Source organism: Ralstonia sp. VS2407 (assembly GCF_052950655.1).
Genome location: NZ_JBRFVG010000009.1, coordinates 46,151 through 61,770, shown reverse-complemented (window position 1 = coordinate 61,770; position 15,620 = coordinate 46,151). Strand labels below are relative to the sequence as shown.

Sequence of the window (15,620 nt, the reverse complement as noted above, 5' to 3'; positions counted from 1 at the left end):
TGCAGCAGAAAAAAAGCCTCCCGTCGGGAGGCTTTTCTGTTTGTGCTCGCCGGCAACGCGGTCAACGGCGGTTTGACGGCTCGGCGACGCCTTGCTGCGCAAGCGCATTCCAGTGGTGCTGGGCGATGGGAAGCAGTGCCAGCGCAAGGCCTTCCCGGCGTTCGTCTGCAGTGCCGTGTTGATCCTGCCGTGCCAGCCGGTGAAGGGCCTGCGCCTTCGGGTCGTGCGCAATCCGCGTGGCCAATTGCGGCAGAAGCCGCCTGAGCGTGCTCGTTCCCTTGGCACCCTCGGCCACCTTGCTGAGGTCCAACACGAACTGGCGGCCAGCTTCTGAGGCCAGCAGCGATTTCAGTTCAGTCTGCAATGGTTGTGCAAGCGCCGCGAGTGCGGCCTGGGCCTGCGTGGCGGTCCACAACTGCTGAACAATCGGTACCAGCTGTGCAGCCACCTGGTGCGCAGGGCTGGTTGACAGAGGACGCCTTGCCTGTTCGCGCAGACTCTGGATCTGCGCGTGGTTGGCAATCTTCTGCGCGAACGCGGGAAGCATCTGCTGCAGCCGGCTGGAGCCTCGCACGCCAAATGCACCTTCGCCAATGGCGATCACCAGTTGACGCCCCGAGCTGGAGGCCACCAGATCGGCCAGTTCATGCTGCAGGGCGCGCGGCAATGCACGTGCAGCGGTATCCAAACGTGCGAACACCTCGCGATCGGGCTCAACGTTGAACGCGTTGGCCAACGCCTGCCGCATGGCGGCAGACGCATCGGCCTGCGGGGCTGCCGGATTGCGCAGGGCCTGATTCCTCACTTCGGGCAACTTGTCATGGGCATGCTTCAGTCGAAACGCGACCGAGAACAACTGGCCGTCATTCATGTCGCTTGCCGAACCGAAGACGGCGTTTTCCATCTCTTCGTTCTTGCGCTCGATGTCGGCCTGCAGCAGTTGAAGGCGCGGCGCATTCTTCATCGCCCATTCTTCACGCACCTTGCCGATTTCGGTGCGCAGATGTTCCGGGAAGTGCACCTTGCGGCCGGGCATCGGGGTGATGAGCGATTTCGGCAGACCCTGCATGGTGAGGCCCGTGCAGCCACGCAGATCGAGGGTCTTGAGCTGGTGTAGTTTTCCGACCGACGCCGGCACGGCACGGAGCTGCGGACAGTCGGAGAGATCGAGCGTTTTCAGATGACGCAGTTGCCCAATGGAATCAGGCACCGAAGTCAGGCCTACGTTGTTGTGGAGGTTCAGTTCGGTGAGCTTCGACAGATTGCCGATGCTGGCAGGTATTTCGCGCAGATAGGTATGCGCCAGAGACAGTGTTTTCAGCTTGCGTGCGTTGCCGATGTCGCGCGGCAGCCAGGTGAGCGGTGAATGCTGGATGGCAAGGTGCTCCAGGTTCGCCAGACCGTGCATGGCCGGCAACTCGCGCACGCCACTTCCCACGATTTCCAGATGTTTCAGGCTCGACAATTGCCCCAGCGTGTCGGGCACCGCATGCAAGCGCTGGTTGTCGTGCAGCTTGAGCGTCTCCAGCAGGCCAAGGTTACCCAGATCATGCGGCAACTCGCGCAAGTCGCAATCCGACAAGTGGAGCGTCTTGAGGTGTGCGATTTCGGAGACGAGATCCGGCAGATGGAGCACGGGCGTCGCTTTCAGTTCGATCTTGTCTGCGGGCTCTCGACGCCCTCGCGCTACGTCTTCGATGTGCGTCAGTGCAACGTTGAGCTGTCGTTCCGCATTGAACTGGGCAGGCGGGTTTGCCGGGCGGTAGTCGGCAATCCGGGTAAGCATCTGCGCGTGCCACGCTTCCAGGGCCAGGCGGACACCGGAACCGGCGATGCGCGCATTCACGGCGGCGGCGCCGTGCAGTGGGCTTTCCAGCGCGGGGGCGTGTACATGGAGTGGGCTGTTTGGCGCCGTGCGCGATGGGCCAGTGGACGTGCCGGCACGGATGTTGGGGCGTGCAGCGGCAGGCCCGCCGGCATTGGCGGGCGAGCGGCGCAGCCCGAACAATCCGGCAATGCCGCTGCGCCGTGGCTGCCGTGCAGGCTCCTGCCGCGGGGGCGTGGCGTAGGCGGGGACGTTGCTGCGCGCTGGAGTGGAATCGGCGGCCTGAGCCTGCGAAGTGCGGCGGAATGGGTTGATCGAATGCATTGAAGTTCGCGTCGAGAGGTGCACCGCGGTGGCGTCGCACCGATGATGGAAAGCATCAGCCCCACGCAAACATCGCGTGGGGCCGACGTGAAGCACACGAAGGCGCTGGCTTACGCGGCCTTCTTATGCGTCGACGTGCTGACGTTGGCGCTAGCGCTCACTTGGCTCGAGCCGGAGGACTGCGGTGCCGAAGCGGGTGCCTTGGAGGTGACGTCGTCGCCGTCGTCATCGTCGTCGTCATCGCCGTTCGACTTGATGGCGTTCAGCATGCGTTGATGCGCAGACTGCTGTTGCAGGAGTTGCAGGAGTTGCAGCTGCAGGAGCGCATCCTGCCCGGTGGGGTCCGCGCCGTTGGGTTGAGCGTTGTTGTTGCCGTTGCCCGTCTTGCTGGTGCCATTACCGTTGCCGTTGCCGTTGCCGTTGCCGGAGTCGACTTCGGCCTCGTGCTTCTTCTTGCCCTTGCGGCTTGCGCCTTCGTGGTCGTCCGCGACGGCTTGATGTTGCGTGCCGGTGTGGTGGGCTTCAGGCGGCGTGGCGTGACGGTTCTTGCGCGAGGCATGGAAGTCTCCTGCCACGCCAGCGCCCGCGGCAGCAGCGCCGAGCAGCATGTCGCCGTTGCCGTTGCCATTACCGCTCACCTTGTCGAACAGGTTCTGCGCCTGCACGCCGGCCTCCGCCTTGGTGCCTTCCTTGGCGGCAAGCTTGACTGCGTCCTTCAGGCCGCTGCGGCCGCCCGTGAGCGCACCTTCCACCACGGAGTCGACCACCGTACCGCCCAGGTGGGTCTTCTGCAGTGTTGCCACGGCAGCGCTGGCGGCCAGACCTTCCGGCGTGAGGTCCGAGGCCAACTGTGCGGCGTTACCAGCGGCTGAGCCGATGTCGCCCAGCGCTTCACCGAAGTGACCATGCGCGGCGGCTTTGCCGGCTGCAATGGCGCTGTCTGCGAAACCGTTGACGCTATCGCCGATGCTCTTGACCGTGCGGTCGGCGATATCGTTGACGAAGCCCCGGGCCTTGTCGACCTTGCTCAGAGCCTTGTCCAGGCCCTTGCTCAGGTGGGCGTTTTCCAGCGATTTTTCGGCCACGTCAAAGGCGGCGGTATTCAGATCCCGCATGCCCTTGAAGGTGGCTTCGCCAACGCCCACGGCATCGTGCAGCGCTTTTTGAATACGCAGGTGCACCAGGTCGTTGGTCATGGCTGCCGTCTGCTTGGCAACGGCCTCCACATCGTGGACGAGGTTCTTGCCGACGCTCTCGGCGGCGTGGGCAATGCCCTTGCCGACCTTGGCGATGTCATTGCCCAAGTGCTGAAAGGCGTGCTTGATTTTGCTGAAGATACTCATGGTGAGTCTCCGTGCTTGAGATAGCAAAAATGACGACCGTTGCCGGCCGTCAGGTTAAGTGGCCTGGCGTTACGCGCCCTGCACCTGGGAGTGCTGCTGTTGCGTGCCGCCGGCCTTTTGGGCTTGCAGTTGCTCGAGCACCTTGATCATGTCTTTGAGTAGCGTTTCGAGCTGCGCCATGGGGCTGTTCGCTCCGTTTCCGGTGCCGTCTGCGCCGTTCGCGCCATCGGCCGTGGTGGTGTTCGGCGTGCCGGAGGCACCGGACGGGCCGTTTGCGCCACCGGCTGCCGTGCCGCCCGCTGCGCCACCCGCGCCTTGCGCACCACCTGCCGCGCCCGCGTTGCCTGCGCCACCCGCGCCAGCGCTGCCACCTTGCGTCTGGTCGCCGCCAAGCGCCTGTTGCTGTTGTTGCGCCAGCATCTTCACCAGGTCGTCCAACACCTTCAGCAGTTGTTCGATCATGGAGTCGTTGCTCTTCTGGCCGCTGGCCTCGGCACCGTTGGCATTGTCCGCGCCCGATGCGGCACTGGCATCGCCTGTGGCGTCAGCACCGTTTGCGCCGCCGGCGTCGCCCGAGTTGTCGGTGCCGTTTGCGCCGCTGGTGTCGCCCGAGTTGTCGGTGCCGTCTGCGCCGCCGGTGTCGCCCGTGCCGTCAGCACCGTTTGCGCCGCCTGCGTTGTCAGCACCGCCAGCGTCGCCAGTGCCAGCGCCACCATCAGCGCCACCTGCACCGGCACCACCGTCAGCGCCACCTGCGCCGCCCGCACCACCGAAGGCGTTTGTCATCATCTGCTGCTGCATCAGTTGCAGCGCGTCGTCGAGCATCTGGAGCATGTCGTCCATGTTGAGGCCCTTGCCGCCGTTGGCACCGCCTGCTCCATCGACGCCCTTGGCGCCTTCGCCCGTGTCGAGCTTGTGCTGCATCTGCTCGCTGAGCGTCATGAACTTCAGCAGGTCTTCCAGCAGCTTCATGAGCGCTTGCATCGGGTCTTGGCTGCTGGAGTCGCCGCCGTTGTCATCGCCAACTTGCTGGCCTTTGCTGGCACCTTGCGCGCCTTGCGAACCCTGGGCGCCTTGTGCGCCTTGGCTGGCCGACGGGCCATGCGCAGCACCCGCGCCCGGGGCGCCACCGCCGGCTGGGCCACCCGAGCCACCGCCGCCACCTGCATTGGCGCCGCCTTGTGCGGTGGCGTTGCGCAGCATGGCTTCAAGCACCTTCAGGATGTCTTGCACGAGATGCTGCAGCGGGCTGTCGGCCTGGTTCTGTTTGCCGGGCTGATCCAGTTGGAGCTGGGTCGAGATATTTAGTGAAGCGTTGTCTTGGACCTTCATATTCATGTGTCACCTCAGTGGGCAGGCGTGATGCATGGCACCGCCCAGGCCGCTGACTGGGCGCATGCCGATACAGAGAGGAGAGAGACGCCGCGCGACCGGCCTCTGCAGAGAAACGGCGGCACGGCAATCGCTTCCGATTCCGATTCCGGTTCGGGTCGCGGGGCCGGTATGGCCCTGCGCGTTCTGCCCGTGCCGGGCCGCGCAGCCCTGGGCAGCCGCGTGCCGGCACGCCGATCGCAGAGCGAAATGGCATGTCGGGCGACTTTGGTGGAACGTTAGGGAATGTCGGCCATCAGGCCATGCTGCGAGGCCGAAGCCCTGATCACCGAGACGAAATCGCAGGCCAGCGAGATGTGAGAGGAGGCAGGCTCACGCGCGCGCCGCCGTGTCAGGGCATGCGGCGGACCCATCGGGAGTGGGTTTCAGAAGTTGTGCGTGACGCGCAGCGCCAGCGTGCGGCCGGGCAGGATCGGGATGTAGCTGCTGCTGAGCGTGTTGCCGTATGTGCGCACGTTGAAGAGGTTGCGTGCAAAGACATCGATGCGCCAACGCTTTTGGTGCCAGAAGAGGCTGCTGTCGACGCGCACGGCGCCGGGTACTCGAAAAGGGGCGTCACCATGGGCATCGGCTCGGCCCTGCGCGCTGATGCCAAGCCCCATGCCGGCGCCTGCGAGCACGCCGCTTTGTATGGTGTACGTCGTCCAGAGCGCGGCGTTTCGGGCTGGCACGCCGGGTGCGTAGCCGCCCGGCAGCCTTGCCGACATGCGAGAGGCCGACAACCACAACGAGGCCTCCCAGCCGCGCGCCACCGTGCCCTGCATTGACAGTTCCACGCCCTGGTTGGTTTGTTCGGCCAGTTGCGTGTAATAGCCCGGGTGCGACACGTCGGCCAGGCTCACGTTCTTGGCATCGATGCGGTAGAGCGCTGCTTGTGCCGTCAGCGTGTGGTGGGCGTTTTCCCATCGCAGGCCGGTTTCCACCTGGCGGCTGCGCTCGGGTTGCGTGCCGGTGCCGTCATAGAAGTAGCCGGTGTTGATCTGGAAGCCGCGCATGTAGTCGGCAAACCACGCCGTGCTGGGGGTGAGCTTGTAGAGCACGCCGACTGCGGGCGTCCAGGCCACGCCCCGCAATTGCGTATGGGGCAGCAGGGCGACGTAGTTGTTCGCGCGGATGGAACCGGACATCTCCCATCTGTCGCCAATGGAGACGTGGTCGCGCAGCCGAAAGATCGATTGCCGCAACGTTTGCGACAACCCGTTGCCCGGAACGAACGTTGCCTCCGGCAGCGGTACGGGTGCAAACGGGTCTTGCGTGACCTGGGCGATGGACCCCGGTTTGATCAGGTTCTGCCGTTCCTGGATCTCTTCCCAGCCGAGCGTGAATGCATGGCGCACGGCGTTGTGCGACAAGGTGCCCGTCAACTCGTTCGACATGGCCCACAAGTGGCTTTCTGTGTGGCGCAGGCCGCAGATCGTGTTGTTGGGCATGACGCGATACGACGAGGCCGAACCGAGGTCCCACTGGGCCGATTCCTCTCTCACGGATTCATAGCTCGCCCGCGAGTGGATGGCCCAGTCATCGGTCAGGTTGCGCGAGGCCGTGTAGTAGACGCGCGTGCCGCTGCCTTCCACGCGGTCGTCTACGTTGCCGAAGGGAAGCTGCACGGGCACGCGGGCAGGTGCGCCGCCCAGTGCGAAGGTGGCGGGCGGCACGGGCTGCCGGCTGGTGAGCGATTCGATTCCGGCGGTAATGCTTGTTGTGCTGTCGTTCCAGCCCAGCGCGGCGTGGACGTAGCTGACGCGGTGGCCCGCGTATCCGGCGTCGCTGTCGGTCGTCGTGTCATTGAGCCCAACGAAGCGGTACGACAACCCGTTGCCCCCGAAGCCGCCGGCCAGGTCGGCTACCACCTTACGCCCGGTGTGCGAGCTGATCTCCATGGCGATGCTGCGCTGCGCGACGGCGGTCGGCGCTTTCAGGCTGGCATTGATGGCGCCGCCAGCCATGGTGACGCTCGCCACGTCGGCGTTCGGTCCTTTGATGACGTCGATCTCTTCAAGTGCATCCACGGGCCGCAAGGAGCCGAGCTTGTCGGGCAAGCCATCCACCGAAATTGTGTTGGTCAGGTAGCCGCGGATGGCATAGAGGGGCGGTGCTGTGGGGTCAGCCAATACCGATGCCACGCCGGCCTGCGCCAATGCGGCATTCAATGAGGTCGGCTGTTGGCTGGCCAAGAGACCGCGTGTGACCGTATTGACGGCGTGCGGCATGCTCGTCATCGGCATTTCAACGCGGGTGATGGCGCTGCTGGAGCCTACCGCGAATCCTATGTCGCCCGCGCCATGGACTTCCGACGGCGGTAGTGAGCCGATGTCACGCGGTGAGTCGGGCGCGCCGGCGTTGTCGGCCGCCACAACGGTGAGCGTGCCGTCAGGCAGCACGGAGAGCGCCAGCCCGCTGTTTTGCAGTGCCAACCGGGCCGCGTCTGCGGCCGTCATCTTGCCGTCGATCGGGCCTGCCCAGCGCTCCTTCACAAGGCTGGATGCGAACGACACCGGTTGACCGCTCAACCGCGTGATTTCCATCAGGACATGCTCGAGCGTCGAGTGCTCGATATGCAGTTGCAGCGGCTCGTCAGCCGCCGTGGCATGCGCCTGCTGTGCCATCGACAGTCCGATCAGCACGGCAGCCAGGCCAGGGAGGCGGAACCAGGTAAGAGGCAAGGGCGTCATGAGGGGCAGCGCTGTCACCGTGCGGTGAAGGTCTGGAAAGGACGGAGAACGCAGGACGTTCGCGCCCCCTTGCGCCTGAAACTTCCGAGGCGCTCTGCCGCGTCGAAGAAACAGGCGGATCTGCCTGCTAGGGGCACCCCCGGTCCAGACTGGCGCGATGGTCCAGTCCACACATGCCGAACTGGCGCCTGCCTTTCGCCAGCGCGATCGCCGGGATCCGCTTCTTGTTCATACCCCACCCGTATTTTTATTGGCGTGAAACGGGCGCCAATAACGCACGATCCATGCCACGTTTCCCCTCCGAAGAGGGGGGCGGTTTTTCTCGAGCCGCTTGACGCAGTCTCTCGGCGCACCGTAACGCAGTCTCTGATCTGTTGAGCGCTTCCTTTGGACACACGTCATTGGATGATGGGCGCGATCTTGTTTCGCGCCGCAACAGTTCCTTTCGCGCTGTGGCGCTGCCGTGCGCCGGGCGGCCGCTATGGTTGTGGCCGTCCGTGACTCGTCCTGCTGCCGTGGTGTTTATGCTGTCATCAACGTCTTGCCTTGCCGATGCGCTGGCCGAGCGCATTCGTTCGTCGCTTCGAAGGGCTGCTGAAACGCGTGGACTTGCCGCGCGGCACGAGCGCTTCTATGCCACCGCTCAGGCGCTGCGCTCCGAAATTCTGGAATTGGTGTCCGAAGAGCCGGACGACCTCGCCGTGCTGAAGTGCGTTCAGGCCTTTCGAGAAGAGACGCAAGCATTCAAGCAGTCGCACGCCATTGCGCGACTCGCGTATTCGCCCGAGGTGGACCAGGGCTATCCGTTTCGCGACGAAATGGAGCAGCCCATTCTTATCGCCACGCTGGAGCCGACCGGTCGATCCAGAGACCGCTTCGAGCGTTACCCGGCAGACGCCGTATGGCCGTATCTGCAGGCCGATGTGGCGCCCCGCCTGCGTGGCGCGCTGTACCAACGCACGCTTGTGTGCCGGCGGATGCAGCGCGCTGACCTACGCGACGCGCGCGAGGAGGCACTCACCGGCGAGCTTGGTGTATTTGCGGTGCGGGACATCGACGTTGGCGAATGCCTCGGCGTCTACGGCGGCAGGCTCCTGACGCCCGCCACTTATTACACCTGTCTCGACGATTCCTTCGTGCTGAGCACCACCGCTGGCGGCGTCGATTCCTGGGTCGACGGGGAAAACATCCTGGCGATGGCCAACACCATCTTTACCTACGAACGCGGCAAGGCGGATCGGCAGGCGGAGTCGGGCTACAACATGGAGGCTGCGGTGTTTGAGGCGACTTCACGTTGCGGACGACGCTTTGCCATCCGCGCCTTCTTTGCCACACAGCGCGTGGCCGCCGGTGTTGAGTTGCGCTGGAACTATCGCTATTCGCCGGAGCTGATTCGCCAGCGGTTTGGCGCGTACGCTGCAGTCTAAGGGTAGGACGCCGAATCCATCGCAGCGTCAGCGGCGTCGGTTTCACCAATGCGCTTGCCGACATCCTGTCCAGGCGCTGCGTGCCAAATCACCCCAGGCGAATGGCAAGACCGCTCATTGAAATGGACATGAAAAAGGGCGCTCTACCAAATCAGAGCGCCCCAGCGTGCATCGATCAGTGACGAGCCATCACGGCTCGTGGCGCAGATACCCTTCCTTGCTCGGGTCGGGCATGAAGTACGTCACAACGAGAGACACCGCGCACAGCGCTGTCACATACCAGTAGAACGTCGATTCGGTGCCGGCCTGCTTGAACCACAGCGCCACGTATTCCGCCGAGCCCCCGAACACTGCGTTGGCGATCGCATACGACAGGCCAACGCCCATCGCGCGCACCTCGGGCGGGAACATCTCGGCCTTGATCAGACCGCTGATCGACGTATAGAAGCTGACGATAGCCAGCGCCAGCGTGATGAGGCCGAAGGCCGCGAGCGGGCTCGACACCGTGGCCAGCGCCTTCATGAGCGGCACTGTGCCCAGCACCGAAAGCGCGCCGAACAGCAGCATCGAATTGCGGCGGCCGATGCGGTCGGACAGCGCGCCAAACACCGGCTGCAACACCATGTAGACGAACAAGGCGCCTGTCATCACGTTGGAGGCGGTCTTGGTCTCCATGTGCGCCGTGTTGACGAGGTACTTCTGCATGTACGTCGTGAACGTGTAGAAGATCAGCGAGCCGCCGGCGGTAAAGCCGATCACGCGCAGGAACGCGCCCTTGTGCTGCCACGCGCCGCGGATCGTGCCGGCGTGCTCTGCCTTGCGCGCAGAGGCGGTCTGGGTTTCGTGCAGTGACTTGCGCAGATACAGGGCGATCAGCGCCGTCAGCGCACCCACCACAAACGGAATGCGCCAGCCCCACGCTTTCAGCTCGGCCGTCGTGAGCAGCTGCTGCAGGATCACCAGCACGAGCACCGCGCACAGCTGGCCGCCGATCAGCGTCACATACTGGAACGAGGCAAAGAAGCCGCGCCGCCCCTGCAGCGCCACCTCGCTCATGTAGGTCGCGCTGGTGCCATATTCGCCACCCACTGACAGGCCCTGGAACAGCCGCGCGACGAGTAGCAGGAACGGGGCCAGAGCACCGATCTGCGCGTAGGTCGGCAGTACAGCAATGAGCAGCGAGCCGCCGCACATCATCAGCACGGAGATCATCATTGCCGTGCGCCGGCCGTGCCTGTCGGCAATGCGGCCGAACAGCCAGCCGCCAATCGGCCGCATCAGGAAGCCCGCCGCGAACACACCCGCCGTGTTCAGCAGTTGCGTCGTGCGGTCACCGCTGGGGAAGAACGCCGGCGCAAAGTACAGCGCGCTAAATGCGTAGACGTAAAAGTCGAACCATTCGACGAGGTTGCCCGACGACGCGCCGACGATGGCAAAGATGCGGCGGCGTGTGTCGTGCGGGTCAACCGCATGCGGGGTGGCAGTGCTATCCATGAGGGCGTCTCGGTGTGGTTGTTCTGTGGGCAGCCTAAGCTGACCCTCAGAATTGTAGCGACATGTCGCAGATTGTCGCGCCCCGGAATTGCCCCGATGGATGAGATGGTGTGTTGCGGGAGGCCTGCGGAGGTTACGCAGAAACGGGTACGCTCGGCCTCTTACACCGCGACCGCATGCAGGCGAATACCCAACGCCCGCATGACTTTGAGCACAGTGGCAAAGCTCGGGTTGCCTTCTTCGGACAAGGCCTTGTACAGCCCTTCGCGCGTCATGCCGGTGTCACGTGCGAGCTGCGTCATGCCGCGCGCTCGGGCCACCACGCCCAGCGCGTGGGTGATGAATGCGGGGTCGTCGGCCGCTTCCTCCAGGCACGCGTCCAGATATGCGGCCATGTCGGCCTCGGTCTTGAGATGCTCGGCGGAGTCCCACGGGCGGGTTTTGACGGGTTTGTCGTTAGGCATGGTCACTCCACGTCGAGATGGCGCGACAACTCAATCGCGCGTCGGATGTCGGCTTCCTGTGTCGACTTGTCACCGCCACATAACAGGATGATCAGTACTGCGCCACGCTGGACGAAATACACCCGGTAGCCGGGGCCGTGATTGATGCGTAGTTCACTGACACCAGCTCGGACAGGCTTCACATCACCTGGATGACCCAGTTGTAAGCGGTCGATGCGCACCTGGATACGGCGCTGCGCAGTCTTGTCACGCAGCCTCGAAAACCAGGTGTCGAAAGCGGTGGTGGTGCGGATCGTCAGCATGCGGGGATGCTAAGGATCGCACTTCAACCTGTAAACTATAGTTCACAAATGGTCACAACCACAATGCCGAGCGGGCTTGTCAACGGGCCCCCTGCCGCACGTTGAACACTGCACGCAGCCCGAGCGCCACCAGGGCCGCCGCCGTGCAGAACGTCATCAGTCCCGTCCAGCGCGCGCTCGTCCACGCCAGGCTCGCGCCATACGCGCCCACCGACATGCCGATGAACAGCGCCGTCATGAACACCGCGTTGATGCGGCTGCGCGCTTCGGGTGCCAATGCATAAATGATGGTCTGGTGCGAGACCAGTGCCGCCTGCACGCCCACGTCAAAGATGAGCGTGCCGATCACGATGGCGATCAGCGATTGCGGGAACAGCGCCATCGCGGCAAACGTCACTGCCATGAGCAACGCGCCACCCGCTGCGATGTGGCCGGGCGCAACGCGGCCCGACAATCGCCCGGCAATGCTCGCGCCCAGCGCGCCCGCGGCACCGGCAAAGCCAAGCAGCCCCGCTTGCCCGGTCGAGAGCCCGAGCGTACCCGTCAGGTGTAACGCCACAGTCGACCAGAAGCCCGAGAACGCAATGCCGATGAACGCTTGCGTGATGGCCGACGCGCGCAGCCGCGGATGCTGCGCGAACAGCGTACCGAGCGAGCGCAGCAACACGAGGTAAGGCTGCCTCGTGGTGGCGGAGGGCGGCGCCACACCAAAGTGCGCGGCGCGTACGGCAATCGCCAGTCCGACAATCGCCACCGCTGAGACGCCGAATGCCGCGCGCCAGCCGAAATGGTCCGCCACGATGCCGCTGAACACGCGTGAGCTGACGATGCCGATCAACAGCCCCGTCATCACCGTGCCGATGTTGCGATTGCGGTTGTGGTCTGTGCTGATGGCGGCGGCGCTGGGCACGAAGTCCTGCGCCATGGTGGCTGACAGCCCCACCGCAAAGCCTGCCGCTGCCAGCAGGGGCAGGTTGGGCGCAAGGCAACTGGCGATGAGCGCCAGCGTGAGCAGCACCGCCTTCCACAGGATGACGATGCGGCGATCGTAGCGGTCGCCCAGCGGGCCGAAGAAAAAGATGCCGCTGGCGTAGCCCGCCGCCGTAAGCGTTGGCAGCACGCCCAAGGCCTGCGGCGCGATGGCGAGGTCGCGGCCGATCAGGCCCAGTAGTGGGTGGTTCAGGTAAATGCACGCCACGCTGATCCCCGCGCCGGCGGTGAGCAGGCGGATCAGCCCTTGGGTGTCAGGTGCGGCAGGTGCGGTGGTGGTATTGGCAGGCGTTGTGGACGCAGGCGAGGTCGACATGGGAACCTCATGGAGGAGATTGCTGCATCGCAGCGAAGCGGCGATCCTAACAACTTTCCTCTGGGCCTGCTGACGGCCAATAACCTTGCTGATGGTGGTGTCAGGCGCGCTGTCCGGCGGGGGCGGGCGCTGAGGCGGGGGTCTCTTCCACGTCTTCGCTATGGCCGCCTTGCACGTCGTGGCCAGCGTTGTCGATCCACAGACGAGCGCGGTCTTCGCCCACGCGCGACAGCTCCATGCGGTATTCGTAGCGGTCGGGTCGGTACAGGCCCTGCAGCAGTTGCACGGGTCGCCCGCTCATTTCGCGCACGATGCGCTGGACGGAAAGCAGCGGCGCGCCCACCGACACATCCAGATACTGCGCCGTCGCCACATCGGCCAATCGCGCGGAAACCACCTGCGACGCCCGGTCGATCCGCACGCCCGAGCCCTCAATCAGCCGCAGCAGCGACTGGTTCGCCAGGCGGTCCAGCGTGAGCTTGCTCGTCACGTCCAGCGGCAGCCACGTGGTGATGAGCGCCATGGGCGTGTCTTCCAAATGGCGCACGCGCACGAGTTTCTTGATCGGCGTGCCGGGCGGGATTTCCAGGCACTTGGCCTCGTCGGGCGGGGCCAGCACGTCTTCAAATTCGACGACGACGGCGGAGGTGCGCTCACCCACGTCGATGATGTTCTGCAGCAGCGTCTGGGCGCCGCCGGCCATCGTCACCGGGTCGTCGGGTTTGACGACAAACGTGCCCATGCCGCGATGGCGGCGCACCAGGCCTTCCTTGACGAGGTAGTCGAACACGCGCCGCATCGTGACGCGCGAGGCCCCGAACTGGCGGGCCAGCTCGATTTCGCCCGGCATCGGGCCGTCACTGAACCGGCCCTCAAGAATCTGTTGGCGCAGGACGACGTAGATCTGGTGGTAGAGCGGTACCACGGCATCAGGCATGGCAGTCGTGGTTCCGGGCGTGAGCAGCGAGGTCGAGGGCGAAGTCAGGAGGGGCAACCATCAGCCGATGGTGGGAAGGCGCGGGATGCGTTGGAAAGCCGGGTTGAACGCGGCCGTTTGCCCTTTCATTCGCGACGATAGGGCGTTTTTCCGGGCCTGTAAAGTTGTGTGTTACCCGTTGGCCGGCGGCGTATCCGCAGCCGTTGCAGCGGGATTTTCCCCCTGCCCATAACGGGGATTGCGCTCGCGTATCGAGTTCTTGGGCGCAACCGGCTCGCCCAGCGCATTGACCAGCGCCACGTGGATCGGTGTGCCGCTTTCGCGGTCACGCAACAGGATCGGGCCTTCGCCGTCGGGCGTGAGGTAGCGGTCGCCCCATTGCATCAGCGCGACGATGGCGGGCAGCAGGTCCACGCCCGCCCGCGTGAGCCGATAGGCGTCGCGCACGCGGTCACCCGGCTCCTGGTATGGCACGCGCCGCAGGATGCCGTACGTCACCAGTGCCTTGAGCCGCGACGACAGGATCGCCGACGAGCACCCGGTGCGGCGCAAAAATTCATCAAACCGCGTCACGCCCGAAAAAGCCTCGCGCAGCACAAGCAGCGTCCATTTCTCGCCGACGATCGACACGGCGGCCGCGATGGAGCAAGGCTCTTCCATCGACGTCACAAGCTCGGACGCCGCTGGGACGGGGAAGGGTTCCGGAATTCTCATGGCAAAAGCATAGTCAATTCTGACTTTACTTGCAAAAGCCAGGGTTTCTGCTAATCTGGCTTCAAATTAGAAAGTCAGGCGGTGATCCCGTGCTGGCGGTCAATAACAACGATCCATCGCGTGAGGAGATCCCCATGCTTTACACCATCCACCGTTACCCCGCCGAATGGATCGACCGCTGGACCATGCACGACGGCTCCATCGCCACCGTGCGCCCGATTCTGCCGCAAGACGCCCCGCTTGAGGCCGCTCTGGTCGAGGGCCTGTCGTCCGAGTCCCGCTACGCGCGCTTTCTAGTGGGCGGTGGCCGCCTGACCGACGAGATGCTCGCCGCCTATACACAAATCGACTACGTGAACCACATGGCGCTGGTCGTGAGCGTGGCGCGCCCCGACGGCACCGGCGAAGACCTCATCGCCGACGGCCGCTTCGTGGTGGAAGACGGCGTGGCCGAGTTCGCCATGCTGGTGGCCGATGCGTGGCAGGGCAAGGGCGTCGGCCGGCGCCTGTTTGCCACGCTGGTCCGCGCTGCGCGGGTGTCCGGTGCGCGTGAGGTCTTCGGTGAAGTGCTGTCCATCAACCGCCGCATGATCAGCCTCGCACGCGATGCGGGTTTCCGCGTGGCCAATGTGCCGGGCGACGCCACCGTCTGCACCGTGCGCCTGCCGCTGGCGGCGGCCGAAGCCGTCATGACGCCATTCGTTTTCGCCTGAACCGTCCCAGTTTCGCGTGCCTGCGCCCATGCAGGCGCGCTGACCGTGTGTCTCTTTCGCCGCCGTTGGGCGGCTTCTTTTTTGGCTGATTCATCGATATTGATGGTGCTCACAGCAAAAAATCATCGCTTTTGCGGATGAATGGATGCGCATAGACTCATCCCGCGTGGCCCGGTGCGTGGGTGCCCCCCACCTGCGTGCCGGTGCCGCCTTGTTCAATCCCTGCCGCCTTTGCCCCGACCATGAGCGACGTCACCCCCGTGCTTGCACCGTTTCACCTGGCTTTTCCTGTCCACGACATTGCCGCGGCGCGCGCCTTTTATGGCGGCATCCTCGGTTGCCCGGAGGGCCGCAGCTCGCCGGACTGGGTGGATTTCAATTTCTACGGCCACCAGATCGTCGCCCATCTCGCGCCCGACGAAATCGGCCACCGCAAGACCAGCGCCGTCGATGGCGACAACGTGCCCGTGCGCCACTTCGGCGTGGTGCTTTCCATGTCCGAGTGGGAAGCCGCCGCCGATAAGCTGCGCGCCGCCGGCATCGCGTTCATCATCGAGCCGCACATCCGCTTCAAGGGCGAAGTGGGCGAGCAGGCCACGATGTTCTTCCTCGACCCGTCGGGCAATGCGATGGAGATGAAGGCGTTTGCCAACATGGCATCGCTGTTTGCCAAGTAAGGCGGCGCGGCGCGCGCGTATCCTTGCGCT

13 protein-coding genes are annotated in these 15,620 nt (G+C 64.6%); 3 read left to right on the top strand and 10 right to left on the bottom strand.

Annotated elements, in window-relative coordinates:
• Positions 1 to 61 precede the first annotated feature (61 nt).
• The 4 genes from ACU8YE_RS15940 to ACU8YE_RS15925 form a co-directional block, all read right to left on the bottom strand.
• Positions 62 to 2,149, bottom strand: coding sequence for a leucine-rich repeat domain-containing protein (locus tag ACU8YE_RS15940; protein WP_446929136.1), 2,088 nt, complete (start codon positions 2,147 to 2,149; stop codon positions 62 to 64).
• 110 nt (positions 2,150 to 2,259) lie between these two features.
• Complete coding sequence (locus ACU8YE_RS15935; protein WP_446929135.1) at positions 2,260 to 3,492, bottom strand: hypothetical protein; 1,233 nt, start codon at positions 3,490 to 3,492, stop codon at positions 2,260 to 2,262.
• Positions 3,493 to 3,561: 69 nt separating this feature from the next.
• Positions 3,562 to 4,830 carry a hypothetical protein gene (locus ACU8YE_RS15930; RefSeq protein ID WP_446929134.1) on the bottom strand — a complete coding sequence of 423 codons (1,269 nt, stop codon included), beginning with the start codon at positions 4,828 to 4,830 and terminating at the stop codon, positions 3,562 to 3,564.
• 419 nt (positions 4,831 to 5,249) lie between these two features.
• Positions 5,250 to 7,556 (bottom strand): TonB-dependent siderophore receptor, encoded by a 2,307-nt coding sequence (locus ACU8YE_RS15925; RefSeq protein ID WP_446929133.1) that lies wholly within the window; start codon positions 7,554 to 7,556, stop codon positions 5,250 to 5,252.
• A 497-nt stretch (positions 7,557 to 8,053) separates the two neighbouring features.
• Here ACU8YE_RS15925 and ACU8YE_RS15920 point away from each other — a divergent pair, with 497 nt between their 5' ends.
• Positions 8,054 to 8,983 carry a type III effector protein gene (locus tag ACU8YE_RS15920; RefSeq protein ID WP_322018115.1) on the top strand — a complete coding sequence of 310 codons (930 nt, stop codon included), beginning with the start codon at positions 8,054 to 8,056 and terminating at the stop codon, positions 8,981 to 8,983.
• A 189-nt stretch (positions 8,984 to 9,172) separates the two neighbouring features.
• Here the strand turns inward: ACU8YE_RS15920 and ACU8YE_RS15915 are convergent, their stop codons facing one another.
• The 6 genes from ACU8YE_RS15915 to ACU8YE_RS15890 all read right to left on the bottom strand — a co-directional run bounded on the left by ACU8YE_RS15915 (position 9,173) and on the right by ACU8YE_RS15890 (position 14,200).
• On the bottom strand, positions 9,173 to 10,477 hold the full coding sequence (locus tag ACU8YE_RS15915) for an MFS family transporter (RefSeq protein ID WP_232038730.1): 1,305 nt from the start codon (positions 10,475 to 10,477) through the stop codon (positions 9,173 to 9,175).
• A gap of 161 nt (positions 10,478 to 10,638) precedes the next feature.
• Positions 10,639 to 10,941 (bottom strand): addiction module antidote protein, encoded by a 303-nt coding sequence (locus ACU8YE_RS15910; protein ID WP_232038729.1) that lies wholly within the window; start codon positions 10,939 to 10,941, stop codon positions 10,639 to 10,641.
• 2 nt (positions 10,942 to 10,943) lie between these two features.
• Positions 10,944 to 11,243 (bottom strand): type II toxin-antitoxin system RelE/ParE family toxin, encoded by a 300-nt coding sequence (locus ACU8YE_RS15905; protein WP_446929132.1) that lies wholly within the window; start codon positions 11,241 to 11,243, stop codon positions 10,944 to 10,946.
• Between the two features lie 79 nt (positions 11,244 to 11,322).
• Positions 11,323 to 12,549, bottom strand: a complete 1,227-nt coding sequence (locus ACU8YE_RS15900) for an MFS transporter (protein WP_414561507.1) — start codon at positions 12,547 to 12,549, stop codon at positions 11,323 to 11,325.
• 100 nt (positions 12,550 to 12,649) lie between these two features.
• Positions 12,650 to 13,486, bottom strand: coding sequence for a GntR family transcriptional regulator (locus ACU8YE_RS15895; RefSeq protein WP_446929131.1), 837 nt, complete (start codon positions 13,484 to 13,486; stop codon positions 12,650 to 12,652).
• Between the two features lie 171 nt (positions 13,487 to 13,657).
• Positions 13,658 to 14,200 carry a winged helix-turn-helix transcriptional regulator gene (locus ACU8YE_RS15890; protein ID WP_232038725.1) on the bottom strand — a complete coding sequence of 181 codons (543 nt, stop codon included), beginning with the start codon at positions 14,198 to 14,200 and terminating at the stop codon, positions 13,658 to 13,660.
• A 134-nt stretch (positions 14,201 to 14,334) separates the two neighbouring features.
• Here ACU8YE_RS15890 and ACU8YE_RS15885 point away from each other — a divergent pair, with 134 nt between their 5' ends.
• A complete protein-coding gene (locus tag ACU8YE_RS15885; protein ID WP_232038724.1) occupies positions 14,335 to 14,913 on the top strand; it encodes a GNAT family N-acetyltransferase in 579 nt (192 codons plus the stop codon).
• A 242-nt stretch (positions 14,914 to 15,155) separates the two neighbouring features.
• Complete coding sequence (locus tag ACU8YE_RS15880; protein WP_260801193.1) at positions 15,156 to 15,590, top strand: VOC family protein; 435 nt, start codon at positions 15,156 to 15,158, stop codon at positions 15,588 to 15,590.
• The last annotated feature ends 30 nt before the right edge of the window (positions 15,591 to 15,620 follow it).